The organism is Pseudomonas farsensis (assembly GCF_014268805.2).
Taxonomy (GTDB): domain Bacteria; phylum Pseudomonadota; class Gammaproteobacteria; order Pseudomonadales; family Pseudomonadaceae; genus Aquipseudomonas; species Aquipseudomonas farsensis.
Genome location: NZ_JABWRF020000004.1, coordinates 364982 through 391094, shown reverse-complemented (window position 1 = coordinate 391094; position 26113 = coordinate 364982). Strand labels below are relative to the sequence as shown.

The 26113-nt window shown below is 61.4% G+C and carries 28 protein-coding genes and 1 pseudogene; 16 read left to right on the top strand and 13 right to left on the bottom strand.

The features are described 5' to 3' along the window. Positions 1 to 21: 21 nt before the first annotated feature. The 4 genes from HU719_RS21375 to HU719_RS21360 form a co-directional block, all read right to left on the bottom strand. The gene (locus HU719_RS21375) at positions 22 to 573 is read right to left on the bottom strand and encodes an isochorismatase family protein (protein WP_186534492.1); all 552 of its coding nucleotides are present in this window, start codon (positions 571 to 573) and stop codon (positions 22 to 24) included. A gap of 58 nt (positions 574 to 631) precedes the next feature. After that, entirely contained in the window at positions 632 to 1351 is a 720-nt protein-coding gene (locus tag HU719_RS21370; protein ID WP_186534491.1) for an alpha/beta fold hydrolase, read from the bottom strand. 2 nt (positions 1352 to 1353) lie between these two features. Next, positions 1354 to 1575, bottom strand: a complete 222-nt coding sequence (locus HU719_RS21365) for an MbtH family protein (protein WP_186516634.1) — start codon at positions 1573 to 1575, stop codon at positions 1354 to 1356. A gap of 81 nt (positions 1576 to 1656) precedes the next feature. Further along, positions 1657 to 1905, bottom strand: a complete 249-nt coding sequence (locus HU719_RS21360) for a helix-hairpin-helix domain-containing protein (protein ID WP_186534490.1) — start codon at positions 1903 to 1905, stop codon at positions 1657 to 1659. Between the two features lie 91 nt (positions 1906 to 1996). Here HU719_RS21360 and HU719_RS21355 point away from each other — a divergent pair, with 91 nt between their 5' ends. Beyond that, positions 1997 to 2614 carry a LysE family transporter gene (locus HU719_RS21355; RefSeq protein WP_186534489.1) on the top strand — a complete coding sequence of 206 codons (618 nt, stop codon included), beginning with the start codon at positions 1997 to 1999 and terminating at the stop codon, positions 2612 to 2614. Here HU719_RS21355 and HU719_RS21350 read toward each other — a convergent pair. Further along, a complete protein-coding gene (locus HU719_RS21350; RefSeq protein ID WP_186534488.1) occupies positions 2611 to 3012 on the bottom strand; it encodes a hypothetical protein in 402 nt (133 codons plus the stop codon). The genes HU719_RS21355 and HU719_RS21350 overlap by 4 nt on opposite strands. Positions 3013 to 3121: 109 nt before the next feature. Between HU719_RS21350 and HU719_RS21345 the strand changes: the two genes are divergently transcribed. Together HU719_RS21345 and HU719_RS21340 are read left to right on the top strand one after the other, a co-directional pair. Next, the gene (locus HU719_RS21345) at positions 3122 to 3277 is read left to right on the top strand and encodes a hypothetical protein (RefSeq protein WP_186516639.1); all 156 of its coding nucleotides are present in this window, start codon (positions 3122 to 3124) and stop codon (positions 3275 to 3277) included. Between the two features lie 203 nt (positions 3278 to 3480). Continuing rightward, positions 3481 to 3588, top strand: a pseudogene (locus tag HU719_RS21340) (transposase domain-containing protein); the annotation flags it as partial. Between the two features lie 310 nt (positions 3589 to 3898). On the opposite strand, the gene HU719_RS21335 reads toward HU719_RS21340, so the two are convergent. Next, on the bottom strand, positions 3899 to 4651 hold the full coding sequence (locus tag HU719_RS21335; protein ID WP_186516640.1) for a TerC family protein: 753 nt from the start codon (positions 4649 to 4651) through the stop codon (positions 3899 to 3901). 18 nt (positions 4652 to 4669) lie between these two features. After that, positions 4670 to 4906 (bottom strand): hypothetical protein, encoded by a 237-nt coding sequence (locus HU719_RS21330; RefSeq protein ID WP_186534487.1) that lies wholly within the window; start codon positions 4904 to 4906, stop codon positions 4670 to 4672. 131 nt (positions 4907 to 5037) lie between these two features. Between HU719_RS21330 and nhaR the strand changes: the two genes are divergently transcribed. The 3 genes from nhaR to HU719_RS21315 all read left to right on the top strand — a co-directional run bounded on the left by nhaR (position 5038) and on the right by HU719_RS21315 (position 7953). Then, the gene (gene nhaR / locus HU719_RS21325) at positions 5038 to 5931 is read left to right on the top strand and encodes a transcriptional activator NhaR (protein ID WP_186534486.1); all 894 of its coding nucleotides are present in this window, start codon (positions 5038 to 5040) and stop codon (positions 5929 to 5931) included. A gap of 81 nt (positions 5932 to 6012) precedes the next feature. Further along, the gene (gene sstT, locus HU719_RS21320; RefSeq protein WP_186534485.1) at positions 6013 to 7224 is read left to right on the top strand and encodes a serine/threonine transporter SstT; all 1212 of its coding nucleotides are present in this window, start codon (positions 6013 to 6015) and stop codon (positions 7222 to 7224) included. Positions 7225 to 7305: 81 nt separating this feature from the next. Beyond that, a complete protein-coding gene (locus tag HU719_RS21315) occupies positions 7306 to 7953 on the top strand; it encodes a YceH family protein (protein WP_186534484.1) in 648 nt (215 codons plus the stop codon). A gap of 114 nt (positions 7954 to 8067) precedes the next feature. Here the strand turns inward: HU719_RS21315 and HU719_RS21310 are convergent, their stop codons facing one another. The 6 genes from HU719_RS21310 to vasI all read right to left on the bottom strand — a co-directional run bounded on the left by HU719_RS21310 (position 8068) and on the right by vasI (position 16620). Continuing rightward, positions 8068 to 8259: a hypothetical protein gene (locus HU719_RS21310; protein ID WP_186534483.1), complete on the bottom strand. Its 192-nt coding sequence runs from the start codon at positions 8257 to 8259 to the stop codon at positions 8068 to 8070. Positions 8260 to 8353: 94 nt separating this feature from the next. Further along, positions 8354 to 9916, bottom strand: coding sequence for an alkyl hydroperoxide reductase subunit F (ahpF, locus tag HU719_RS21305; protein ID WP_186534482.1), 1563 nt, complete (start codon positions 9914 to 9916; stop codon positions 8354 to 8356). 125 nt (positions 9917 to 10041) lie between these two features. Beyond that, complete coding sequence (gene ahpC, locus HU719_RS21300; RefSeq protein WP_186516654.1) at positions 10042 to 10605, bottom strand: alkyl hydroperoxide reductase subunit C; 564 nt, start codon at positions 10603 to 10605, stop codon at positions 10042 to 10044. A gap of 191 nt (positions 10606 to 10796) precedes the next feature. Next, positions 10797 to 14378, bottom strand: a complete 3582-nt coding sequence (gene tssM, locus HU719_RS21295; RefSeq protein WP_186534481.1) for a type VI secretion system membrane subunit TssM — start codon at positions 14376 to 14378, stop codon at positions 10797 to 10799. Then, positions 14378 to 15832, bottom strand: coding sequence for a type VI secretion system protein TssA (gene tssA, locus HU719_RS21290; protein ID WP_186534480.1), 1455 nt, complete (start codon positions 15830 to 15832; stop codon positions 14378 to 14380). Before tssA ends, tssM begins: the two co-directional genes overlap by 1 nt. Next, positions 15820 to 16620: a type VI secretion system-associated protein VasI gene (gene vasI / locus HU719_RS21285; RefSeq protein ID WP_367616522.1), complete on the bottom strand. Its 801-nt coding sequence runs from the start codon at positions 16618 to 16620 to the stop codon at positions 15820 to 15822. Before vasI ends, tssA begins: the two co-directional genes overlap by 13 nt. A gap of 174 nt (positions 16621 to 16794) precedes the next feature. Here vasI and tssB point away from each other — a divergent pair, with 174 nt between their 5' ends. The 10 genes from tssB to tssD all read left to right on the top strand — a co-directional run bounded on the left by tssB (position 16795) and on the right by tssD (position 26102). Then, complete coding sequence (gene tssB, locus HU719_RS21280; RefSeq protein WP_186516660.1) at positions 16795 to 17316, top strand: type VI secretion system contractile sheath small subunit; 522 nt, start codon at positions 16795 to 16797, stop codon at positions 17314 to 17316. Next, on the top strand, positions 17316 to 18791 hold the full coding sequence (gene tssC, locus HU719_RS21275; RefSeq protein WP_186516661.1) for a type VI secretion system contractile sheath large subunit: 1476 nt from the start codon (positions 17316 to 17318) through the stop codon (positions 18789 to 18791). The genes tssB and tssC overlap by 1 nt, the downstream gene beginning before the upstream one ends. Beyond that, complete coding sequence (gene tssE / locus HU719_RS21270) at positions 18788 to 19195, top strand: type VI secretion system baseplate subunit TssE (RefSeq protein WP_186516662.1); 408 nt, start codon at positions 18788 to 18790, stop codon at positions 19193 to 19195. The genes tssC and tssE overlap by 4 nt, the downstream gene beginning before the upstream one ends. Before the next feature lie 3 nt (positions 19196 to 19198). Next, a complete protein-coding gene (gene tssF, locus HU719_RS21265; protein WP_186534479.1) occupies positions 19199 to 20965 on the top strand; it encodes a type VI secretion system baseplate subunit TssF in 1767 nt (588 codons plus the stop codon). Continuing rightward, the gene (gene tssG / locus HU719_RS21260; RefSeq protein WP_186534478.1) at positions 20929 to 21945 is read left to right on the top strand and encodes a type VI secretion system baseplate subunit TssG; all 1017 of its coding nucleotides are present in this window, start codon (positions 20929 to 20931) and stop codon (positions 21943 to 21945) included. The genes tssF and tssG overlap by 37 nt, the downstream gene beginning before the upstream one ends. Continuing rightward, positions 21942 to 22484 carry an FHA domain-containing protein gene (locus tag HU719_RS21255; RefSeq protein ID WP_186534477.1) on the top strand — a complete coding sequence of 181 codons (543 nt, stop codon included), beginning with the start codon at positions 21942 to 21944 and terminating at the stop codon, positions 22482 to 22484. The genes tssG and HU719_RS21255 overlap by 4 nt, the downstream gene beginning before the upstream one ends. Continuing rightward, positions 22481 to 23278, top strand: a complete 798-nt coding sequence (gene tssJ / locus HU719_RS21250) for a type VI secretion system lipoprotein TssJ (RefSeq protein ID WP_186534476.1) — start codon at positions 22481 to 22483, stop codon at positions 23276 to 23278. The genes HU719_RS21255 and tssJ overlap by 4 nt, the downstream gene beginning before the upstream one ends. 55 nt (positions 23279 to 23333) lie before the next feature. Further along, complete coding sequence (gene tssK, locus HU719_RS21245; protein WP_186534475.1) at positions 23334 to 24671, top strand: type VI secretion system baseplate subunit TssK; 1338 nt, start codon at positions 23334 to 23336, stop codon at positions 24669 to 24671. 1 nt (position 24672) lies between these two features. Then, positions 24673 to 25479, top strand: coding sequence for a type IVB secretion system protein IcmH/DotU (gene icmH, locus HU719_RS21240; RefSeq protein ID WP_186534474.1), 807 nt, complete (start codon positions 24673 to 24675; stop codon positions 25477 to 25479). A 104-nt stretch (positions 25480 to 25583) separates the two neighbouring features. After that, positions 25584 to 26102 carry a type VI secretion system tube protein TssD gene (gene tssD / locus HU719_RS21235; RefSeq protein WP_186534473.1) on the top strand — a complete coding sequence of 173 codons (519 nt, stop codon included), beginning with the start codon at positions 25584 to 25586 and terminating at the stop codon, positions 26100 to 26102. The last annotated feature ends 11 nt before the right edge of the window (positions 26103 to 26113 follow it).

Here is a 26113-nt window from a genome sequence, read left to right as displayed (position 1 = left end):
ATAACGCCATCAATGTTCCGATCAGGGCTGCTCGCCTACCAGATAGGTCTTGCTGATGTGGCGGAACAGCGGGTGGCTGGCGCTGCCCATCAGCTCGAACACCACCATTTCTCGGGTCACGATCTGCGCACCCGCCGCCCCCATACGCGCCAGCGCAGCGGCTTTGCTGGCCGGGGTACGGCTGTCGCAAGCGTCCTCGACGACGAACACCTGCTTGCCCTGCGCCAACAGGCCAAACACGGTTTGCAGCACGCAGACGTGGGTTTCCATGCCGCATACGATCACTTGGTCGCGCGCCAGCAGGCTATCCGGCAGGCAGTCGCCAGCCACGCAGGAGAAATGCACTTTTTCGACGATTTGCGCAGCCGGCGCTGTCGCCTTGAGCGCTTCAAGGGTGTGGCCAAGGCCTTTGGGGTACTGCTCGGAAATGACGATGGGTAGCTGCAGTTCGGCGCTCGCTGCCAGCAGCCAGCGGGCGCGCGCGGCGGTGCCTGCAGGGTCGCTCATGGCGCCGATGAGTTTGTCCTGGATGTCGACCACCAGCAGCGTGGCGTTGGATGGGTCAATCAGCATGGTCCGGCCCTTGCCTGGGTAAAGCCTGCAGCCTTACCCAGACACACAGCGGCGTCAATCAGGCAGACAGCCGAAGGGGCTCCAGGGTGGCGCTGAGCATGGCGAGCACACGGTCTTCATGTTCGTGGATGAAGAAATGCCCACCGGGGAACATGTCGAGGCTGAACGGCCCCTGGGTTTCGTTGCCCCAGGCTTGCAACTGCTCAGCGTTGGCCCGGTCGCTCTGCCCCCCGAGCACATGCAAGGGGCAACGCAGCGGCGCGCGCTGGCGGTAGGCGTAGCGCCCGCACAGCAGAAAATCGGCGCGCACCACCGGCAGTGTCAGGCTCATCAATTCTTCGTTGGCCAGCACCTCTTCCGGGGTTCCGCCCAACTTGCGCAGCTCTGCCAGCAGCTCGGCGTCGCTTTTCGGCTCACGCCAATTTGCGCCGTCGTAGTCTTCGCGCCGAGTTGGCGCCGCCGTGCCACAGGCAAACAACGCCACCGGTGGCGGGCAGCCCAAGGCTTGCAGTTCGTGGGCCAGCTCGAACGCTACCAAAGCGCCCAGGCTGTGCCCGAGCAAGGCATACGGGGCCCCAGCGGCAAGCCGCTGCTCGCCTGCCAGTTGCCGGGCCAGCGCCTGCATGTCGGTGAACGGCGTTTCGCCTAGCCGTGCGCCACGCCCAGGCAATTCGACCGGGCGCACCTGCAGCCAGGCTGGCAGCTTGCGCCGCCAGCGGCTGTAGACCATCGCACTGGCCCCGGAGTACGGCAGGCACAGCAGGTTCAGTGTGGTCACTGTCACTGGGCCGCAGCTGCAGCCATCTGCTGGCGCAGGCTCAGCGGGCGCATGTCGGTCCAGACTTCGTCGATGTAGGCCAGGCACTCCTGTTTCAGGCCACTTTTACCGACTGCACGCCAGCCGTCCGGGATGGCCTTGTAGTCGGGCCAGATGGAATATTGCTCTTCGTGGTTGACCACTACCTGGAACACGATGTCGTCGCGGTCGAATACGGAAGTCATTGCCTGTCTCCTTGAATGATGAGGGCCGGATGCGCCGGGCGCAGGGCGGCTATCAAGAAAACGAAGCGGCCTGCGGAAAAATTACTCCGTCGTGCAGGCCAGCTCCCGAGCGCGGGCGATGGCCGCCTGGATGGCGGCACGGGCCTGGGGGCTGTTCTTCCAGCAGCTGGAGCCAACCAGGCTGGCGGCGCCTTCGACGATATCGCGCGCGTCGGCCGCGGCCAGTTGCGCAAGGTTGTTGTAGCCCAGTTGTTCCAGGCGCTGCAGCACGGTTGGGCCAACGCCTTTGACGGCCTGCAGTTGGCTGCGTGCTTCGGGGGAAAACGCCATGATCACCTCCTTGTGACCTGCGGATTTGCATGTGCGGCGAATAATGGCATATACCAAACGTTCCCCGCCAACTCGTACCAGGAGACCCCCCATGCTCGGCGTGACCGACTACGGCGCTTTCGTGATTGCCTTTATCGTGCTGCTGGCAATCCCGGGGCCGGGCAATTTCGCCCTGATTACCGCCACTGGCAAAGGCGGCATCAAGGGCGGGCTGGCTGCGACCTGCGGGGTGATCCTGGGCGACCAGGTATTGATGTGGCTAGCCGTGGCAGGGGTTGCTGCGCTGCTGGCCGCCTACCCTGCGGCGTTTCACGTGGTGCAGTGGGCGGGGGCTGGGTACCTGGCCTGGCTGGGCCTGCGCATGGTGCTGAGCAAACCAGGCGCAGCGCCCCGTGAAGGCGGCATGAACAATGGCCGGTACCTGCGCCAGACCATGATGATCACCCTGCTCAACCCCAAGGCGATCATGTTCTACATGGCGTTCTTTCCGCTGTTCATCGACCCGGTGAAGCATCAGGGCATGGTCACCTTTGCGTTCATGGCGGTGACAGTGGCTACGGTGACGTTCCTGTATGGGCTGGTGGCGGTGCTGCTGACGCACCACCTGGCCGAGCGCATGCGTGCAAGCCCCAAGGTCAGCAACGTGCTTGAGCGGCTGGCGGGGGCCTGCCTGGTGGGGTTTGGAATAAAGCTTGCCGCGATGCGTTAGCCACCGCCCAACAAGTCGTGGGCATCCAGCAAGCTAAACGCCACCTGCGGGTTGCGTTCCAGCCCGCGGCGAATCGCAGCCGGGATCGACTGCCGGGTCTTGCGGCACAACCCCGGTAGCGCCTCAAGCTCGATGACGATGCCGCGCATGGTGCGTACCTCGTTGAAGCCTGGGGCGATGTGCACCCGCAGGCCGAGGTTCTGGTACATGCGCTGCTGCAGATGCTGCAGGTCGTCGAAGTCCTTGAGGTTTTCCAGGCGGGCGATGAGCTTTTTTTCTTCCTCACGGGTCAGCAGCAGGATGCGTTGCAACTGCTCCGGGCTTTCGAGCAGCTGCTCGCGCCCGCAATCGCAGGCGCCCGGCGGGCATGGGTGGCGTTGGGCTGGCTGGGTGGTCATGGAGCAAGGATAGCCTGAAAGTTGCAACAAACTGTTGGTCCAGGGCCGCCTGGGCCGATCAGGTGATAAAGTGCGCGCCCTCTTCAGTGGCAATGATGGAAGGCTGTGCATGCACAAAATGATCGAGTTTCTGGCGGTGGTTGTGCTGTGCACCATCATCGGCGTGGTGTGCGAGCAACTGGCGGTGAACCAGTACTTCAAGTGGCTGTTGATGGCGCTGCCAGCGGTGGTTTGGGTACGACTGCGTAATCCGTTTGCGCGGTAGGGCTAGCCTTCATGGGGTTTATGTGAAGGCTGAGAAGGGGGCGGCGGTAGTCTCGTACCTACAGCAAATCCTTCAAAGCCCAGGTCATCAAGAGTGCTCCGAGCCCGGCGCCTCCATCGCCAACATCGCCTTGGGCTACAGCCTCAATATCAACCTCGTGCATAAATGGATACGCCTGCACACGCAGAAAACCACCGAGCAACCACGGGCATGACCCGTATGCCTATCTCAAAGATGTGCTGAGGCGCCTGCCGACGCAACGGGCCAGGGAGATTGCGCAGCTGCTGCCGCATCGTTGGCGTCCGGCTTAGTCGTGCAACACGGTTTGCCCGTACGCTTTCATAGAATCTCCCACAGAGAACGTGCTCAGACACGATATTGAGGTCTGGCCGAGATTCCTGTGGGAGATTACCCAGCCCTTCCGGGCTGCGCTGCCGCGCAGAGAACTGGGCAACGTGGGAGCGGGCTTGCCCCGCGATACCGGCCTCGCCGGTGCCATCCATCGCGGGGCAAGCCCGCTCCCACGTTTCGATGTAAATCAGTTAGTTAGCGTTTGTTCTATGAGAGCTGGCGTTAGCCTGCGATGAGGGCCTCGCAGGCTTGCCTGGCCCGATAGCCCTACTACCCCTCTGCCGCTTCGCGCTTCAACCGCGCCCGGCGGGCCATGATGTTGAGCATCTCGATGGCCGTCGAGAACGCCATGGCGGCATACACATAACCCTTCGGCACATGGGCGCCGAAGCCTTCGGCGATCAGGGTCATGCCGATCATGATCAGGAAGCCCAGGGCCAGCATCACGACGGTCGGGTTGTCATTGATGAACTTGGCCAGCGGGTCGGCAGCCACCAGCATCACGATCACAGCAGTGATCACGGCAATGACCATGATCGGCAAGTGCTCGGTCATGCCCACGGCGGTAATGATGCTGTCGATCGAGAAGACAATGTCCAGCAGCAGAATCTGGAAGATCGCCGCACCAAAGCCAATGGTCACGGTACGGCCAACCTTGGACTCTTCCTTGGCACCATGCGGGTCGACGCTTTCGTGGATTTCCTTGGTTGCCTTCCACAGCAGGAACAGGCCACCGGCGATCAGGATCATGTCCTTCCACGAGAACGCATGCCCGAACACCTCGACCACCGGCTCCGTAAGCTGAACGATCCAGGCTACGGTGCTGAGCAAGGCCAGGCGCATGATCAACGCCATGCTGATACCAATGCGCCGCGCCTTGGAGCGGTACGCTTCAGGCAGCTTGTTGGTGAGGATGGAAATAAAGATCAGGTTGTCGATGCCCAGCACCACTTCCATGGCCACCAAGGTGGCCAGTGCGACCCAGGCGGTCGGGCTCGCGGCAAGTTCCAGTAAGTATTCCATGGTTCAGTCGTGCTCCGGTCAGATGTCCTGGGTGTCTTTCTTGTCGTCTTCGGCCTTGGCCTTGCCGTCGCTACCGACCGCATCGCTCAGCGCCTGCTGGGCAGCTTCGTTGGTCTTGTCGATGGCCTGCTTGGCCGACTGGGCCGCCTGGTCGAGCACCTGCTGGGCAGACTTCTCGGCCTGGTCGCAACCACTCATGGCCAACAGCGCGAAAACCAGCACCAACGGTGTACCAATGGATTTGAGTTGTAGCATGGGAGCCTCGCTTGTCGATTGCGGCAGCGCGTCGTGCGCCTGATGGGGAGGCATTCTAGTGAGGCTGAAACATCCAGAAAATTCGTATTTTCAGTGGTTATACTTCGGTTTTAACGAATCGGTAGACGCACATGCTCAATTATCGCCAGCTCCACTATTTCTGGGCCGTGGCCAAGACCGGCAGCATCGTGCGCGCAAGCGAACAGCTCAACCTCACGCCGCAGACCATCAGCGGGCAGATCAGCCTGTTCGAGCAAACCTGGAACATCCAACTGTTCCAACGGGTGGGCCGCCAGCTGGAACTGACCGAAACCGGCCGCCAGACCCTGATTTATGCCGAGCAGATGTTTCAGATCGGCGGCGAACTGGAAGCCATGCTGCGTGCCGGGCCCAAAGAGCAGATTCTGTTCCGCGTAGGCGTGGCCGATGTGGTGCCCAAGTCGATCGTGTACAGCCTGCTGGCGCCAACCCTGGAGCTGGAAGCCGCGCTGCGTATCAACTGCCGCGAAGACAAGCTCGAGCGCCTGCTGGCAGACCTGGCGATCCAGCGCCTGGACCTGGTGATTTCCGACAGCCCCATGCCCAGCCACCTGGACATCAAGGGCTACAGCCAGAAACTCGGTGAGTGCGGGGTGAGTTTTTTTGCCGCCAGTGCGCTTGCAGAGCGCCTGTCCGCGCCCTTCCCCGCCTGCCTGGACAACGCCCCACTGCTGATCCCCGGCCACGAAACCGTCCTGCGCAGCCGCCTGCTGCGCTGGCTGGCCGAACAGAACGTACACCCACGCATCATCGGCGAGTTCGACGACAGCGCCCTGATGCAGGCTTTCGGCCAATCGGGCAGCGGTATCTTCGTGGCACCCAGCGTGATCGCCGAAGAGGTGTGCCGCCAGTATGCGGTGCAACTGATCGGGCAGACCGAAGCGGTCAGCGAATCGTTCTATGCCATTTCGGTAGAGCGCAAGGTCAGCCACCCCGGCATCGTGGCCATTACCGAAAGCGCGCGGCGGGCGCTGTTCCCTGGTTGAGGCCAAGCCCGCCGCTGCGCGAGGCCCCGGCCGGGATGTGCTAAAGTCGCGCCCTTCGACGAATCAGAGACCGTGTTGCACATGTCCTCCATCCTCCGCTTCATTGGCCGTACGGGCCTGGTGACGCAGATCTGCATCGGCCTGGTGGCCGGCATCGCCCTCGCCCTGCTCGCCCCGGCAATCGCCCTGGACCTGGCCTTTATCGGCAAAGTGTTCGTCAGCGCGCTCAAGGCTGTGGCGCCGATCCTGGTGTTCGTGCTGGTCATGGCGTCGATCGCTAACCACCGCCATGGCCAGCAAACCCACATTCGCCCGATCCTCGCCCTGTATCTGCTGAGCACCTTCGCCGCAGCCGTGGTTGCGGTCGGGGCAAGCATGCTGTTCCCCTCGGAACTGGTGCTCAATGCCAGCCAGGCCTCGCTGAGCGCACCCGGCGGCATCACCGAAGTGATGCAGAACCTGCTGCTCAGCGCCGTCGATAACCCGGTCAGTGCCCTGGTGAATGCCAACTTCATTGGCGTGCTCAGTTGGTCCATCGGCCTCGGCATCGCCCTGCGCCACGCCAGCGACAGTACCCGCGGCATGGTCGATGACCTGTCCCATGCGGTAACCCGCATCGTGCGCCTGGTGATCCGCTTCGCGCCGCTGGGCATCTTCGGCCTGGTCACCTCGACCCTCGCCCAGTCCGGCCTCGACGCGCTGCTTGGCTACCTGCACCTGCTGGGCGTGCTGATTGGTTGCATGCTGTTCGTCGCACTGGTGGTGAACCCGCTGATCGTGTTTTGCAAAACCGGCAGCAACCCGTACCCGCTGACCCTGTTGTGCCTGCGCGAAAGCGGCATCACGGCGTTTTTCACCCGCAGCTCGGCGGCCAATATCCCGGTCAACCTGGCGCTGGCCGAAAAACTCGGCCTGCATGAAGACACCTATTCGGTCTCGATCCCGCTGGGCGCGACCATCAACATGGCCGGTGCATCGATCACCATCACCGTGCTGACCCTCGCCGCGGTACACACCCTGGGCATCCCGGTGGACCTGCCAACTGCCGTGCTACTGAGCGTGTTGGCGTCGATCTGCGCGTGTGGCGCTTCCGGCGTGGCCGGCGGCTCGCTGCTGCTGATTCCGTTGGCCTGCAGCCTGTTCGGCATCCCCAGCGAAGTGGCCATGCAGGTGGTTGCGGTGGGCTTCATCATTGGCGTACTGCAAGACTCGGCAGAGACGGCACTGAACTCCTCGACCGACGTACTGTTCACCGCAGCGGCCTGCGGCGGCATGAAGCAGCGCAGCGCCTGAAGCAATGATTGCGGGGCAGGCTTGCCCCGCGATCAGGCTTTACCTAGGCTAGTGGCCTTTTCCTCGCAATGAGACTGGGCCATGTCAGACCAAGAAACCACCGGCGAAGGCCGTTTCACCAGCATCGAAATCCGCGTGCTCGGTTCATTGATCGAGAAGCAGGCAACCAGCCCTGAAAGCTACCCCCTGACCCTCAATGCCCTGGTGCTGGCGTGCAACCAGAAAACCAGCCGTGAGCCAGTGATGAATCTCTCCCCCGGCCAGGTTGGCCAGGCCCTGCGCAGCCTCGAAGGCCAGGACATGACCCGCCTGCAAATGGGCAGCCGCGCTGACCGCTGGGAGCACCGGGTAGGCAAGGCCCTGGAGCTGGTGCCCGCGCAGCTGGTGCTAATGGGCCTGATGTTCCTGCGCGGCCCGCAGACGCTCAATGAGCTGCTGACCCGCAGCAACCGCCTGCACGAGTTCGAAGATGTCGACCAGGTGCAGCACCAGCTGGAGCGTTTGATTTCGCGAGGGTTGGCCCTGCACCTGCCGCGCCAGCCAGGCCAGCGTGAAGACCGCTACACCCATGCGCTGGGCGACCCTGCAGAAATCGAGGCGATTCTTGCTGCGCGCCAGCATGAAGGGGGTTCACGCAGCGCAGGCAATGCCGTGTCGGAGGAACGTATCGAAGCGCTGGAAGCACGCATTGCTGCGCTTGAGGCACGCCTGGACGAGCTGGTTGGCTGAGAGCCAGGGCTGCTTTGCAGCCCATCGCGGCACAAGGCCGCCCCTACAGGATATGTGTGGCCTGTGTAGGAGCGGCCTTGCGCCGCGATGGGCCGCAAAGCGGCCCCGGCGATATCAGGGTTGTTCAGGTTCGGGGAAGTTGCGGCAGCTTTTGCGCTCAGCCAGTTCCCGGTCGCTGGGGCGCTGGTCGACGAACAGGGTACGGCCGTCGGCATAGATTTCCAGGTAGCCCCAGTGCAAGTCTTGCTCTTGCTGGCCGGGCTGGGGTGGCACTAGCCACCAAGGTTCGCGGCTGATCAAGGTCATTGGCGTGGTTCCCGAGGATGTCAGCAGTAATAGTAGACACCCTCAGGCCCGTGGCGAGCAGGCTTGCCCACTCGCCCCACCATCCCCCCAGGCCTCAGGCCGGCGCAGAGGTACGGATCAGGTGGTCGAATGCAGCCAGCGAAGCCTTGGCGCCCTCGCCCACAGCGATAACGATCTGCTTGTACGGCACAGTGGTCACGTCACCTGCGGCAAACACGCCCGGGATGCTGGTCTGGCCCTTGGCATCGACAATGATCTCGCCGCGTGGCGACAGCTCGACAGTGCCCTTGAGCCAATCGGTGTTCGGCAACAGGCCGATCTGCACGAAGATGCCTTCAAGCTCGATCTCATGTTCGCTATCCGTGGTGCGGTCCTTGTAACGCAGCCCAGACACCTTCTCGCCATTGCCGATCACCTCGGTGGTCAACGCGCTCTTGATCACGTTGACGTTGGCAAGGCTCAGCAGCTTGCGCTGCAACACGGCGTCGGCGCGCAGTTGGCTGTCGAACTCGATCAGCGTCACTTCGGCGACGATACCCGCAAGGTCGATGGCCGCTTCCACACCCGAGTTACCGCCACCAATCACCGCCACGCGCTTGCCCTTGAACAACGGGCCATCGCAGTGCGGGCAGTAGGCGACGCCACGGCCACGGTATTGCTGCTCACCGGGCACGTTCATTTCGCGCCAGCGGGCACCGGTGGCCAGGATCACGGTCTTGGCCTTGAGCGCAGCACCACCGGCCAGGCGCACTTCGTGCAGGCCGCCGTCGGCTGCCGGGATCAGCGCTTCGCCGCGCTGCAGGTTCATGATGTCGACGTCGTACTGCTTGACGTGCTCTTCAAGCGCCGTGGCCAGCTTCGGCCCTTCGGTTTCCTGCACCGAGACAAAGTTCTCGATAGCCAGCGTGTCGAGCACCTGGCCGCCGAAACGCTCGGCAGCCACACCGGTGCGGATACCTTTACGCGCCGCATAGATGGCCGCCGAAGCACCGGCCGGGCCACCGCCGACTACCAGCACATCGAAGGCATCCTTGGCATTGATTTTCTCGGCCTGACGGTCGGCTGCGCCGGTGTCGATCTTGCCCAGAATCTCTTCAAGGCCCATGCGCCCCTGGCCGAAGACTTCACCGTTGAGGTAGATGCTCGGCACCGCCATGACCTTGCGCCGCTCGACCTCGTCCTGGAACAGCGCGCCATCAATCGCCACATGGCGCACGTTAGGGTTGAGCACCGCCATCAGGTTCAGCGCCTGGACCACATCCGGGCAGTTCTGGCACGACAGCGAGAAATAGGTTTCGAAGGTGAATTCGCCCTTCAGGCCCTGGATCTGCTCGATCACTTCGGCGCTGGCCTTGGAGGGGTGGCCGCCGACTTGCAGCAGCGCCAGCACCAGGGAGGTGAATTCGTGGCCCATGGGGATGCCGGCAAAGCGCAGGCTGATGTCAGCCCCCGGGCGGTTCAGCGAGAACGAAGGGCGACGTGCATCGTTGCCGTCTGCGCTGAAGGTAATGAGGTTGGACAGGCCGGCGATTTCCACCAGCAAGTCGTGCAATTCGCGGGACTTCGCGCCGTCGTCGAGGGAGGCAACGATCTCGATCGGCTGGGTGACCCGCTCCAGGTAGGTTTTCAGTTGCGATTTAAGCGTGGCGTCCAACATACGGGCGATTCCTTTTTTCAAAACTCGGATACAAAAACGCCCAGGCGAGGTCGCCCGGGCGCTTTTACGGGGCGGTAACTACTTCAGCTTTGGCGGCTGTCTACCGCCCACAAGGTGCTGGACACTTAGATCTTGCCGACCAAGTCCAGGGACGGGGCCAGGGTGGCTTCGCCTTCTTTCCACTTGGCTGGGCATACTTCGCCTGGGTGAGCGGCGACGTACTGGGCAGCCTTGACCTTGCGCAGCAGTTCGGCAGCATCGCGGCCTACACCACCGTCGTTCAGTTCGACGATCTTGATCTGGCCTTCTGGGTTGATCACGAAGGTACCGCGGTCAGCCAGGCCTGCTTCTTCGATCAGCACGTCGAAGTTGCGCGAAATGACGTGGGTCGGGTCACCGATCAGTGGGTACTGGATCTTGCCGATGGTGTCCGAGGTGTCGTGCCAGGCTTTGTGGGTGAAGTGGGTGTCAGTGGACACACCGTAGATTTCCACGCCCAGTTTCTGGAATTCGGCGTAGTTGTCGGCCAGGTCGCCCAGTTCGGTCGGGCAGACGAAGGTGAAGTCTGCCGGGTAGAAGAACACGACCGACCATTTGCCTTTCAGATCGGCGTCGCTGACCTGAACGAACTCGCCTTTGTGGTAGGCAGTGGCGTTGAACGGTTTGACTTGGCTGTTGATGATTGGCATGCGAGACGCTCCTTCATGGGGTTGGAATCAGTTGATGGAGTGAATCCTACCGACAGCGGCGGCTGAAGGCTCATTGGCAAAGCTGATGCTGCTGATTGGTTTTGGCTATAAGGCGGGTTTATTAATAGAAGCGAATGGGCTGAGCAAAGGATTGCGGGGCGCCGAGGTCGGTTGGCGTCCCTGGGCGTGGCTTACAAGTCCAGCTGGCCTGCCTCAGCCAATGCCGGCGGCTGCTGCAATAGCCCGCGTGGCAGGCGGAACCCCTTGAAGGGCTGCTGGGTGATGGGGTTGAACGCCTTTTCCGAACTCAATCGATAGCGCATCGCGCCATCTGCGGTATGGAAGCTCAAATCGACGCTGCTGGCCGTGCGGCCATTCAACGAGCCTCTGCTGAGCAGCCGAAACAACGACCAGGGGCCACGGTATTCAAGGTTGCTGCTGGTACCGTTGAGCCGCAGCAGGGTCAGGCTGCTACGCACTTGCTGTCCCTGCGTGTTTGGCCAGACCACTCCGGTAATCTGGCCAGTGCCATGGGTATAAGAGATCAGTTGGCCGTCCAGGTCGAGAAGGCTGGTGCGCTGATTGGTGCTCAGGCCCAACGGCTCGATGCTGAACTGCACGCTGAGGTTGCCCCGCTGATCGAAGAAGGTTTCGCGGATCTGCTCGGCAAGTTCCAATTGCTCGATGACATCACTGCGGATTAACGAAGTCCCCTGCTGACTGGCCTGCAGCGCCTCCAGGTTGTCCTTGAGGAACACCTTGAGGTAGCTGTCATGAAACTGCTGCAACCGCCCTTTCGGGCCGAAGAACGCCTCGAAATCATCCAGCGAGGCATCCGGCGCCCGCACCACAAAGGGATAGCGGCCCGCCAGGCGCTGCTGGAAGAAGCTGTAAACCTCGACGTCCCAACGCCGCTCCAACTCACGCAGCGCTTCGATATTGAGCATTTGGGCGGTCTGGTCGGCCATTTTGCGCACCTGCCGGTTGACCGGGTCAGGCAGCCCGCTGGCCACCCGCTGCAAGTTGCCGATAGGGTCGTGGGCGGTCATGGAAAAGCGCTGCAGGACCAGATGCAACGCAGCTTTGCCCCGGTCGGGGCTGTCCTGCACGGCTTTGACGTAGTCGTGCACGGCAGTGATTGCCTGCAGGGTTTCATCGTAGTAACTGGGGCGCTCGGCATTGGCCTGCAGCATGCCATTCAACGCCGAGAACGCGCGGCGAATGCTCATCGCATGCACATCCTCTGGCGCGCCAGTCGCCTTGACGCCATTGCTGCTAGGCGCAGCTTCAGCCAACGCGGGGCGCGGTAGCGACGTGTTGTCCCTGACCGTCTCCAACAACCGCAGCAGCGGCGCCGCGGGCCCTGTGACCTGCTGCAGCACCGCCACGGCATGGTCCAGCCCGTGGAAATCCACCACCTCGAACGCATTCAGGGCTCGCCGCCAGCTGTCGACATAATCGGTGCTGTAAATACTGCGCACCCGCTCGGCCAAAGCATCGCGATCGGCGTCGGAATAATCCAGGTCATCGCGCTCGCCCAGCACCCACTGGTCGAGCATGGCCATCTCGGCAAATTGCTGGCTGCGCGATTCAAAATAACTGGCCAAGCCCTTGCCCGTCAGCAGGGGCGCCAGCAGTACAGCCCCTTCCATGTGATCCATGTCTGAGGCTGGCTGGTAGACCACGTCAAACGCCGGGCCGACCTGCTGGCGCACGCTCAGCGCCCCGTACAGCTTCTCGCTAGCCTGCTGCTTGAGCCCGGCATACACACGCTGAGGCAGCGGCACCTGGCGCAGGACCTGCTGCACCTGCGCGACCCGCTGGCGGTACTGCGCAAGGTCGGCATCTGCATAAGCCAGGGCGTATTTCAGATGGCGCATCAGATCACGCTGCAAAGCCCCTTGGCCTGGAAACGCGGCCTGCCATTGCGTAGCCATCCATTCCTCCACCCACTGCGCTCGTCGATTGCGTCGGTCTTCGATCATTCGATAGACCCGAAGCGCTGCCAACTGCTGTTCACTGCCGGGCGCTGCGGCCATCATCTGTTCGACGACGCCACTGGCCAGGGCAGGCAGAAAGCGGCGCGACAGCAAATTCAGATAGGCCTCATCGACCCGCGGCCCTATGACCCGGCCTTGGTACAAGCCCACGTCAGCCACCAACGGCCAGGCTGCGCGGTAGTCGCCGAACACGCTCACCGCTGCGCGGATCTGATCCAGCGGTTCCAGCAGGTTGCGCCCGGTCGGGTCCAGGCGCTGATCAACCTGGTGACGGCTGTACTCCTGGCTTCTGGCCAATACCCCGATGGCCTTGCCTTGGTTGATGGCGAAATAGCGATGCCAGCTGGCCACTGCGACAGCGCAGGCCAGCAGGCCCACCGCACAACTCGCCCACAGCAGGCGCCGCTTGGCCCGCGCGACCTGTACGTTGTCCCCGGCAAGCCCCGCCTCCTTGTAGATCACCTGGTCGAACACCTGCTGGATGAAGTAGACCAGTGCCTTGCCCTGCGCCTTACCTTCGCGAAGTGGCGCCAACGTGCCGTAGGGCTGCGCAGCCTCGCGAGCGAAGGCATTGAGCATATCGCCCTGCTGGGTAACGGAAGACCAATACACGCCACGCACCAGCGCTGGCGTGGTGAAACTGTCGCTGGCCAGGGTTTCGCGCAGAAAGTTCGCCAGCACCGGGCGCAAACCCACCAGTTGCACGTGCAGCGACAACAGCCGCGCACGCCCCGGCGCGTTGTCGATTGCCTGCATTTGCTCCAGAACCTGCTCATGCAAGTGGTGAAGAAAGTTGTCATAGGCCGCGTCAAGCTCGTCCAGCCACACATCTGGGGCACTGACGGCGTCGAGCGTGAACGTGAATCCGAGCAACTGACGCCGCTGCGCGGCGGCCATGCTCCCGTAGAGCTGCTCAAAGCCGTCGAGCAAATCGAATTTGCTCAGCACTACGTACAGCGGCAAGCGTGAACCCAACTGGCTGCTGACTTCATGCAAGCGGGTGCGCAACACACGGGTAAGTTCCAGGCGTTGCTCGGGCGCTGCGTGCAACAAGGCCGGCAGATCAACGACCAGCAACAGCCCGTTCAACGCTCTACGGCTGCGCTTGCGCAAAAGCCAACCCAGCAGATGCTCCCACAGCCTGGCCTGAGTGCCTTCAGGTAATGCGGGCAGCGACGGGCCCTGGCTGATGAACTCGCCTGGCGGATCAATGATGACGGCATCACTGCTCACCCACCAACCTGGGCAGTGGCCCTGCTCGACCGCGCCGCGCACCCGGGCCTGGTCTTGGCCTATCCGGGTCAGCGAAAAACACTGCTCCGAACGGTCAACAAGGCTGCTTTTGCCAGCCTGCGCATCACCCAGCACCAGGTACCATGGCAAGCGATACAACGCACGGCCGCCGCCGGCATTGTCAAGGTAGTGGTCTAGATTGCGGTTGAGCGCCCGCTCCTGAGCATGGACGAACTCAAGGCATGGGTCGTCATCAAGCTCGGATTCGCGCCGACGTTGCGCCTGCAACCGCCGCATGCCTGAACGCAATGCGCCGAGCCACGCTGCCAATACCAGCAATACCAACGCAAGGCTCAGCACCGCACGATGGGAAGGTGCAGCCAGCGGTTGCTGGCCGCGCCAGGTCCAGTGTGGCCCGAGCCACCAGATGGCTACCAGCACAAGCACGGCACAGGCCGCGAGCAGCACAGGCATCAGCGTTGCAACGCGTCCTGCCAGCGGCAGGCCCCAGCGCAGAAACAAGGTCCATAGTTGATTCATCAAGGTTTTTGCCCCTTGTCATGGTCGGCCTGAGCCGGGCGCGCAGCGGGCTGCTGGAGTAGCCGAAATACATCGGGCTCCCAGGCATCTGCGGTGGTTTCCTGCATCAGCCGGGCAATACCGGCGTACAAGTCTTGGGCAAGCCACGGCATGCCGCGCGCAGCCAGCAGCTCGGCTGCGATAAGCGTTGTGTGGCAGCGCTCACGCGGGGTACGCAGATCGCGTTGCAACGACTGCAGGTGAAACAGCACGGGCTCCACGCCACCGGCTTCGAGCTGGCTGAGCAGTTGTTTGCGCAACTCGGCGAACGCTTGTGCGCACCCGCCAGCGTTAGCGGCTTCTGGCGTACTCTTGAGCCAGGCAAAGGTCTGCTCATCCATGAACACCGAGCCGTCGCTGAAGCACAGTTGCTGCAGGGCAGGTAACCGTTGGGCAAAGCGAGCGGTGGCACTGCGAATACCTTCAGCCACTTCGTCCATGGCCAGACGCGACGCGACGCTGGCAGCCATGAAGCTGCCGCGAAACCAATAGGGAGAAGCTGCAACACTGGTTTCGATCCGTTTGAGCAAGCCGAGCTCGACGGCCTTCCCGGCCATGGCGTTGACATAGCCACTGGAAAGCTCAGGGGGAATGGCCAGCAGCTGTGTACGGTTGTTGGGCTGGCAGTTTGGCGCGGCATCGATATGGGCCCACATGGCAAAACGACGAAGCTGATACCCCACGGGGTCATAGGGATCATGCTGATTTGCCAGGTCTGCCATGCTCAACAGGGCGCGCCGGGTTTCGCGTGGGTTGTCGCTGGCACTGCTCGGCCTGACGGCGGAAATAACCGCCTGTACGGGCGCAGGCTCAACCTCAACAGCAGCCATGGGGGCTGCGCACCGCTGAGGTTCGTTGGCGCACTCCAGATACAGCGCCAGCAACCTCTGCAACTCGCCAAGACCCGCGTCCGCCAATTGCGCCGGACCCTGCTGCAACTGGGCCAATGCATTTTGCGCCAGTTGCGCAGCCGCTGGGCTGTAGCTGCCGCGCTCAAGTTTTGGCAGTGTTTCAGCCAGCCGGTTGGCCACCCGCTCTACCAGCCTGCGCTTGCCAATGAACCCGGTCGGCCCTGGTTTGGGGTAGCCGGGCTCCCAGTAAGCCTGCACCATGCCCGCCAATAACCGAGCGGTATTGCCCCATTCCCCCCAGCCTGGGTTGCGCAACCAGGCGGCGCTCAGGTGGGCTGCGATCCTGAAGTGCTTGCAACTGCGCTCCAGATATTGGCATGACGCCTCTTCCACGAAGCTCCAATCAATGCTGGCAGTCTGCAACCCTCCAAGCTTGACCATCTCCTGATCAATGGCTTGAAAGGTTTCATTCTCAGAATCGAACAGCCCGGCCGGGGCGCGCGGATCGATTGGGAGCAGCAATCGGTCGACGGGCGATGACGGCACCGCCATTACCAGCGACATGCTGAGCGCGCCTGGTTGATCAAGGGGTCCAGCCCCTGTGCATCGAACGTGAGGCCATCTACTTGTGGGTTGTCGCTGTGCACCCGAATACGATGAGCGCCAATCAGTTGCTTGATCTGCTCGATGGCCGGCAGCCCACGCCCAGCATCAAGCACCTGCCCGTTCTCCATCACCTGCCAAGCGGTAGCGGTCGTGGCGTTGCGCTCCCCTTGCAGTTGCACCCTGACCCACCTTGCATCAACCGGCCGCCCGCTGATCAGTTGCAGCCTCGAAATGTTCTGCACGCAGCTAATGGCGAGATAAGTGTGAGGCGCTGCCGAAGCAATGGCGGGCGCCGAGATCATCAAGCCATCGGTAGCGCCTGGCTCTGCTGCATTGCTGACGAAGGTCAGGTCGTACTCGCCTCTGCTGCCCTCGTTGGCTATTACACGCGAATAGCTGGGCGCATGGAGTTCGGCAACCGCGCGTTGCGGCGGCGCCATGCGGCCGCGCGTACCTGCTACTTGATCAAAACAGGCCAGGCGTTCAAGGCTCGATACGATGTGCCGACAGTCACGCCCGGCGCCGGCCTGTGCAACATCGACAACAAGCAAAGACAATAAACTCGCGCCATAGGCGCAACGGTAATTCATGTCGAGATTTGTCCTTTTCAATACTCTGATTTCGGCAAAACAGTGCACGAATTTTCTGACTGCAAAGTTGTAATAATTATTGGGTGCTATCTGAAATCCAAAACGAGCCGAGACTAGTACAGACAAACTAAAACCTACAAACAAATATTTGCTCACACATTGCACTTACAGCAGAGCTCGCTTCCAGCCAAACCCTTTCACGCTCAGCCCCGGCAAATTAACGGGAAGCGTAAAATTCGGGCCACACACTGAGATTTCTCCTACAGGCGAAGCCACGATAAATACCGTCTAATCGATAGCAATCCCACATGCAGACGGGGCAATACAACAGTGATAAAAACCTTGGGTTCCGTTGCGCCAAAAGAGCGCATCAACATCAGATATCGGCCTGCCACCGGCGACGAAACGGCAGAGGTCGAACTCCCCCACAAGATGCTAGTGATCGGTGACTTCGGTCTGGAAGATTGCCGAGCACTTGAAGACCGGCCGGCAATGCGCATCGACAAGCACAGTTTCGACAACGTACTGAATGACTCAGGCGTGCGCTTGGACATGACCGTACCATCCTTGCTGAACCCTGCCGCCGACGCCGAGCTTGCCATCAGCCTGCAGCTCCGTTCGATCAACGACTTCGGCCCAGAGCACATCGCCCGCCAGGTGCCGGAACTGAACAAGCTGTTGCAACTGCGCGAGGCGCTTGTGGCGCTCAAAGGCCCTCTGGGCAACCTGCCCGCGTTCCGCCAGCAACTGCAGCACCTGCTCAATGACAAGCACACGCGCCAGCAATTGGCGCATGAACTGGAGCTGGCCATTGATGACCCCGAACCCAATCCGAGCCACGGAGCCTCCTGATGCCGCAACTCATACCCAAGGCGGACAGCAAAACCCTCGGCACCACCACGCTGCTCGACCAGATAATGGCCGAAACACGTCTGATGCCAGCTGACGAGGGTTACCAAGTTGCTCGCAACGGCGTATCAGCGTTTATCGCCGAACTGCTTAAAAGCGACAAACCGGAACAACTGATCAACAAGCACCGTGTTGACCAGATGATCACGGAAGTCGACCGGGTACTGGGCAAACAAATGGACGCCATTTTGCATCAGCCTGCCTTTCAGCAATTGGAGTCGTCCTGGCGTGGACTTAAACTTCTGGTCGACCGAACTGACTTTCGCGAGAACATAAAACTCGATGTGCTGCATATCAGCAAAGATGATTTGCTGGAGGACTTCGAGAACGCGACCGACATTACCTGCAGCGGTATCTACAAGCATGTCTACACCGCAGGTTATGGCCAATTTGGCGGCGAACCGATTGCGGCCATGCTCGGTAACTATACCTTTGGCCCCTCGTCACCCGACATCAAACTGTTAAGTTACATGGCGTCGGTCGGGGCCATGGCGCATGCGCCATTTCTGACTGCGCCCTCCCCTGAGTTTTTCAACCTCGCAAGTTTCGAAGAGTTGCCCAACCTCAAGGAGGTCAAGGACCTCTTCGCAGGGCCACGCCATGCCAAGTGGCGCTCGTTCCGCGAGAGTGAAGATTCACGCTACACCGCGCTGGTGGGGCCACGGTTCATGCTGCGTTCGGCCTACCACCACCAGCAACAGCCCATTCGCGCCTTCAACTACGACGAGAACATCGACGGGCGCCACGACAACTACCTGTGGGGCAACGCCGCCTTTTTGCTCGCCAGTTGCATCAACGACAGTTTTGCCCGCTACCGCTGGTGCCCGAACATCATTGGCCCACAATCAGGTGGCGCCGTCGAAGACTTGCCAGTGCATCTGTTCGAGGCACTGGGGCAATTGCAGGCGAAAATCCCCACCGAAGTGCTGATTTCCGACCGTAAGGAATTCGAACTGGCCGAGGAAGGCTTCATTGCCCTGACCATGCGCAAGGACAGCGACAACGCCGCGTTCTTCTCGGCCAACTCGGTACAGAAACCCAAGGTATTCCCGAAAACCCCAGAGGGTTTGCAGGCACAAACCAACTACAAGCTGGGCACGCAACTGCCTTACCTGTTCATCGTCAACCGGCTGGCGCACTACATCAAGGTGCTGCAACGCGAGCAGATCGGCAGTTGGAAAGAGCGCGGCGACCTTGAGTCCGAACTCAACAAATGGCTCAGGCAGTACATCGCCGATCAGGAAAACCCATCCACCGACGTGCGTAGCCGGCGGCCCCTGCGCGCGGCCAGGGTCGAGGTATCGGATGTGCCCGGTGACCCTGGCTGGTATCAGGTTTCGCTGGCTGTGCGCCCGCACTTCAAGTACATGGGCGCCAACTTCGAGATCTCGCTGGTCGGGCGTCTTGACGCCCAATGAACAGCCTCTTCGAGCGCCTGACGGCGCCGCAGATGAGCCGACAGGCGACGCGCCGCGAAAACGCCGCGCACAAGTTCGCCGCCATCAAGCGCCATCTGGAAACCTTGCTAAACACCCGCCAAGGCTGCTCACAGAGCAGCCCTACGCTGGGGCTGCGCGACTTCAATGGGCACGACCTCAGCGGCGGCGAGTTGCTTGAGCAGGTCAGCCGCGACATCCGCCAGACCCTGCAGCGCTTCGAACCGCGCATCAGTGTCAGCGCACTGAGGGCCGTGGCTGATGCCGATTGCCCGCTCGAGCTGCACGTAGTGCTGGAGTGCCACGTGCAGGTCAACGACCGCGCCGAGCAGTTGCAGCTCGAACTGCTGATCAACGGCCACAGCCGCTACACGCAGGTGAGGTAAGCCATGTCGTTGAAAGACCGATTCGGTGAAGAACTGCGCTACCTGCGCGAGCTCGGCGCAGACTTCGCCCAGGACAACCCGCAACTGGCCCGATTTTTGGGCCAGAGCAGCAGCGACCCTGACGTGGAGCGGCTGATCGAAGCCTTTGCCTTTCTCACCGCCAAACTACGGCTGAAGCTTGAAGACGACCTGCCTGAACTCACCCACCCAATGCTGCAACTGTTGTGGCCGAACTACCTGCGGCCGCTGCCGAGCGCCACGATCATCCAGTTCACCCCGCTCAAGCAGGCGCTAAGCGAATCGCAGCGCATCGCCAAGGGTGCCCGGCTGTTTTCGCGCCCCGTGGATGGAGTTGCCTGCGAATACCGCAGCTGTACCGAAGTGGCGTTGCACCCCTTCGCGATCCAGGCTGCAAGCGCCACTCAGACCCGCGACCACACGGTGGTGCGCATCAGCCTCGAGCCTTTGGTCGAGCGGCCTCTGGATACGCTGGGGTGCGATGCGCTGGAGTTTCACCTCAGTGGAGATGACCGCAGCGCTCGCACCCTGTACCTGTGGCTTGCGCAGTATCTGCAGCACGTCAGTGTGACCATCGATGGCCAGGCGCAGCGCTTGCCGGCCAGTTGCATCGGATTTGCGGGGTTCAAACCTGAAGAGGCGCTGTTGCCATACCCGCAGAACGTGTTCGATGGCTATCGCGTCCTGCAGGAATACTTCGTCTTCCCGCAGCGTTTTCACTTTTTCAAAGTTAATGGGCTGAGCCAGGTCTGGCCTGCGGCCAGTTGCAAGCAGGTGCTGCTTGAGTTTCATTGCAGCCGCCCACTGCCCGCCTTGATGCGTGTCCGCAGCGAAGACTTTGCGCTGTTCTGCACACCGGCGGTGAACCTGTTCAAGCACAGTGCCGACCCCATCGACCTGAATGGCCTGCACACGCACGCACGGGTGACACCCAGCGGCAGGCAGCCATTTGCCTATGAAATATTCAGTGTCGACCAGGTCAGCAGCGCCCGGGCGGGCACCGCGGGCGCCGCCGAACAAGGCTTGCGCATCTTCCGCCCATTCGAGTCCTTCGCCCACGAAATCGAACATGCCCAAGGCCGGACCGCGCTGTATTACCGATGCCTTGTCGAAGAGTCGCTGCACGGTGATGGCGTCACCCACAACATCGCCTTCGTCCGCGCCGACGCTAGCGCTTATATAGGCGAGCTGGAGACAGCCTCCATCGAACTCACCTGCACCAATCGCGACCTGCCGCTGGCCCTGGGCATTGGTGATATCGATGTGCTGACCGAAACCACCCCGCCGCTGGTGACCTACCGCAATCTACGCGCCCCTACTCGCCCCTATCGGCCTGTGCTGGACGGCCAGTTGCAGTGGGCGCTGGTGTCGAATCTGTCGCTCAACTACCTGTCGCTGCTTTCCACAGAACCCCTTAAAGCGGTACTGCGCGCGTATGACTTTGCCGCGCTGCACGACATTCAGCATGCACGCACCACACGCAAACGCCTCGATGCCATCGACGCGGTAAACACCGCACCGCTTGACTGGCTGATCGCAGGGCAGCCCATTCGCGGCTTGCGCACGCAACTGCAACTGGCCGAAAGCGGCTTTCTCGGCGAGGGCGACCTGTATCTGTTCAGTTGTGTGCTGGCGCAATTCTTTGGCCTGTACGCGAGCATCAATTCCTTCCACATGCTGGAAGTGATCAACACCACCAACAACGAGCACTACACATGGCCACTACAGACCGGCAAGCAGCCGCTGATTTAGTCGGCACGCTGCTCGCCGACGCCCATCAGTACAACTTCTATCCGTTGCTGGAAACCCTGCACGGCCTGCACGGTGACGACCTCGAACCGCGCTGGCCAGCCCCCGCTACACGGCAACGGATACGTCTGGCCTGTGATCCACGCCTGACCTTCCCTGCCGCTGATGTGCGTGCCGCAACGCGCATGCCGGGCAGCCCAGAACGTTACCGCGTGTGCACGACCTTCATGGGGCTGCACGGCACTGATTCGCCCCTGCCGACTTACTACCTGGAACAGCTTGCTTACGAGCATGCTCACGGCATCGGGCTACGCCCGGCGTTCTTGGACTTCTTCAACCACTACCTGCTCAGCCTGCTGCATCGGATCTGGCGCAAATACCGCTACTACATCCGCTTCCAGGCGGGCGCCAACGACCAGTTCTCGCAATACGTATTCGCCCTCATCGGCCTCAACGATCAACAGCTGCGCGGCGATACCGCGCTGCCCTGGAGCCGGTTATTAAGCTTTGCCGGTGTGATCGCCGGGCGCAGCCGGGCGCCTGGAACCGTAGCCGGCATCATTGGCCACTGCTTCGACCTCAAGCATGTGCGAATTCGCGAATTCGATACCCGCCAGGTGCCCACCGCCGCCGCACAACTGCTGTGCCTGGGGCGCGCCAACGGCGTGCTTGGCAGCACATTCATGGTTGGCAGCCGCACCCGTACCCGCAGCAGCAAATTCACCTTGGTGATCAGCGATCTCGACCACGCACAACTGCGCGATCTGCTGCCCAGCGGGGTGAACTTCAGCCGCGTGCGTGCGCTGATCGATTTTCTGCTGCGCGATGGCCTTGCCTACGACCTGGAGCTGCACCTCAAGCGCAACGCCCTGGCGCCGTTTTGCCTGCATTGTGAGCACGGCGCACATCTGGGCTGGACCAGCTTCGTTCCCAATAGCGACGGCGAGTCGGGCCCGGTCGTGCGAGTCAGGGGGCGCGCATGAACACGCTGACCTTGAGCATCTGCAACCTCCAACAACTGCAGCACGGCGTGATCGCCCGGCATCGCTTCGACAGGCGCGGCGGCACCATCGGCAGCGAAGGCGCGCACTGGTTACTGAGCGACAGCGCAGGCCTTGTTGCCCCGGTACATTGCGAGATTCGCTGGCTCGAAGGCCGGTTCTGCATCATTGACCGCTGCAACCGCACTTACTTGAACGAAGAACCGCTGTGCGTGGGGGAGCGTTCGCCACGTAGCTTGCGCGACGGCGATGTCATGCGCATCGGCCCTTACCTGGTACAGGTTCGATTCCCTGGCGAGCATGCCCAGGGCGGCGCGCTGAAAGACTGCTTTGCTGCCTGGCCGCCGGTACTGGATGCGTTACTCGCTGACGGTTTTGTGCCTGCCGAACCGGCAGCGCCAAGCCGCCCGCTGCAGGCAGTGGACATCTGCAAAGTCTTCGCGCAGCGCATCGAAACCGACCCGTTGGCTGCATTGGGAAACGGGGCACAGCAGACCCAAGCGGCGAGGGAAGCCCGATGACGCGCCCTGCATGCGCTGCCACTGCAATGCTACTGGCCGCCATAGGCCTGGCGGCCTGCACACCTGTAAGCCGTATGGCTCAAGTGTTGCTCGACCCGTCGCTGCCGATTGGCGCACCGCCGGACCACCCGACGCAGATTGCCTTCAGCATCAACGCCAGCCCTGCGCTCTATGCCGCCCCCGATGAGCTCGATGTCATGACTGGACAGCCATCGACGCTGGAGCCGAGCCCTTACGCAGTAACCCTCAGCGCCGGCGACCCCTATGCGCTCACCGACAAACTCACCACGCTGGTGACGTTCATGCACGAGCAATTCCCAGCCATGTCGCCAGTGCCCCCGGATACAGAGGGCGAGGAGGATTTGCCGCGCTCGCCTTTGGAGGAAAGCACGCCAGGCCGCTACGAAGACCCGGCAGTGCTGCTTACGCTACCCCGCCCCACCACAGCAAACCTGGTGCAGGCCGCTGCGCCGATTGCCATCAAGATCCTGCAGCTACGGGACGACTCGCTGCTGCGCAACAGCCTTTACCAGTCGCTGGACAACAACCCCGCCAAGGCCTTGCGTAGCACTTACATAAGCCACGACGACTACCTGCTGCGCCCCGGCCAGTTCAAGTTCGTCCCCTTCGTCGCCCTTCATGCCGACACCCGCTTCGTGGCAGTGGTCGGCGACTACCGAAACCAGCAAGACGCTACCTGGCAGCAGGTGCTGCGCATACCGCCGCGCGGCCGGCAAATAGCATTGTCTGTGCTGCTCAACGAAGGGCAACTGCTGCTCAGGGAAGAAGACTGATGCCAACTACCAACTGCCTGCATTTTTACGCTTTCGCACCCAAGGTAAAACGCCCATGAGTTCACGCAACCCGGTTCTGTGGCCCGAAGGGCTGTTCGTCAAGCCGCAACATTTCCAGCAAGCAGCGCGAGCCAGCGAGGCGGCGATCCATCAGCGCATAGAAAGCCTGCATGCAAGCTTCTACGGCTTCAGCGAACTGCAACTGAACGACGAATACCTGAGCCTTGGCAAAATCGCCATCACCAAAGCGCGGGGCATCATGCCGGACGGCACGGTGTTCGACATTCCGGCGGATCTACCCGCGCCACCACCGCTGCAGATCGACAACACAGGCGCAGGCGACAACGACGTCTACCTGTGCCTGCCCTTGCGCAGCGCAGGTGGGCGCGAGGTGAGCTGGCCAGAAAGTGCAGACAATTATCGCTACTTGGCCCAGACGCACGAAACCAAGGACACCCATAGCACCGACGGTGACTTGGTTCACATAGACGTCGCAGCCCCTAACCTGCAGCTCAAACGCAAGGCCGACAACACCGGCGCCTACACCTGCTTGTCACTGGCACGGGTCCAGCAAATCCGCCCCGACGGCAGCCTGCAACTGGACGAGACGTTCTACCCCACCAGCGTATCCGTGCGCGCCGTACCCGCGCTGCAAAGGTTTGTTGAAGAAATCACCCACACCTTGCGCGAACGAGCACAGAACCTTGCAGCACGCCTGGGCTCGGCCGGCCAGTCGGGGATCGCAGACATCCGCGACTTCAACCTGCTGCAAGCGTTAAACCGCTGGTGGCCCGGGTTTCAGCACATGGCTCGCCAGGCACATACCCACCCCGAACAGCTCTACCTGAGCATGAGCCAGGCATGCGGCGAGTTGGTCACCTTCACCGAGCCAAGCCGGCTGCCGGACGATTACCCCGCCTATCATCACATCGCGCCACATGCGTCCTTCAGGCCGTTGCAGGTCACTCTGCGTCGCGCCTTGAGCACCGTGTTGCAGCCTCGGGCGGTTTCCATCCCGCTCAGCCACCTGGATTTCGGCGTGATGACCGCGTTGCTGGAAGACCGACGCCTGCTCGAAGACGCCGACTTCATACTGGCCGTGCGCAGCAACCTGCCTGCCCAGGCCTTGCAGCAGCAGCTCATCCAGAAGGCCAAGGTCACCTCGCTGGAGGCGTTGAACGAACTGGTACCGCTACAACTGCCTGGCATAACGCTGGTGCCCATGCCAGTAGCGCCTCGGGAACTGCCTTTTCATGCAGGCTTCAGCTATTTCGAACTGGACCGGCGCAGCCCTGGGTGGCAGGCCATGCAAGACGCCAACGGCTTCGGCTTGCACATAGCAGGCGAATTCCCGGGGCTGGAACTGCAGTTCTGGGCTGTCAGGGGGCAATGACATGGATCCTGCCCACCCTGACGCAGGGCAACTGACGGGGCTGCGCACGCGCCCGCAAACACCCATCAAAACCCAATGCGAGGAGCACGAGCAGTACCCCGCGGACCCGGAGTTCCAGCTTCGCGGCGGCTATGCCAACCCGCTGGTCGACGCCGCCATGCCGCTGTTCGGCCTGGTGATACGCCTGCGCACACTGGATGAATTGCCCCACATCGACGAGGTGCACAGGCAGGTGCGCAACCAGATCGACACCGTGCTCGAAGAAATGCGCCAGCACAGCTATGAACCCGCCCTGTTGTTGGCCTATTCGTATGCGCTGTGCCTGTTCATCGATGAAGCGGTCATGGACAGGCCGTGGGGCAGAAACTGCCGCTGGAGCCATGAGCCACTACTGAGCATCTTTCACCATGAAACCTGGGGAGGAGAAAAGTTTTTTACCGTGCTGTCGCGCTTGATGCACGAGCCCGAGCGTTATCAGGACGTCCTTGAGTTCATGCACCTGTGCCTGTGCCTTGGCCTTAAAGGCAAGTACGCCATCGCGCCGAGGGGGGATGAAGCGCTGAATGCGTTAATCAGGAAAGTGTACAGCGTGATTCGTGAGTTGCGCGGGCCGGTGCCGGTAGAAGTTTGCACACCGCTGGCCCATGTTGCTAAACGCAACTTTCGCATGGCGCGAAAGTGGCCGTGGTGGAGCCCGCTGCCCCTAAGTGTGGGGGTAATGGGAGTGGCGTACAGCATTTACAGCTACCGCCTGCAACTCATTACCGCCGAAGTTTTGCAGTCACTAGAAAACTTATTGCACATCTAACACTTCAACAATGAGCATTGCAGGCCGCTTGACCGCCGCCCTCTACGCTGGCAATGAGCAGACACCATTGCCAGAGAAAACCACATCAAAATGGAGCCACACAGATGAATGTACCTGCCTACATGACGATTATTACATCCGATGGAAAAAACCTCACCGAGAACGCGAGTGATGAAGCCTCCATGGGCAATGCGTATCAAGAAGAGCACAAGGACAAGATCCGAATATTCAGAATCGAACATGAAATCTTGACCAATACTAACCCCCAGAGCGGCGAACCCGTCGGGGCATGCCTGTTCAACCCCTACAAGATCATCTGTGCGGTAAATCGCTGCAAGCCTTTGTTGCTGGAAGAAATATCCAAACTGACACGCTTTGAGCAAGTCTCTATCGAGCACTACCGCTTTACCTCCGACCAGGGCAAGCAACTTTATTACGAAACGACACTGACCGGCGCCTACCTCGTCAGAATGAAAACGATTCAGCCTTACGTACAAAATAACGACCCCACACCGGCAACTCAAGAGATGGAGCTTTGGTTCTCCTACCACAAAATCAATGAACGCCATGTCATTGCGTCCACGGAAGGAACGCACGCATGGAATAAGCCTAGAAAAGATTGATCCGCAGCCCC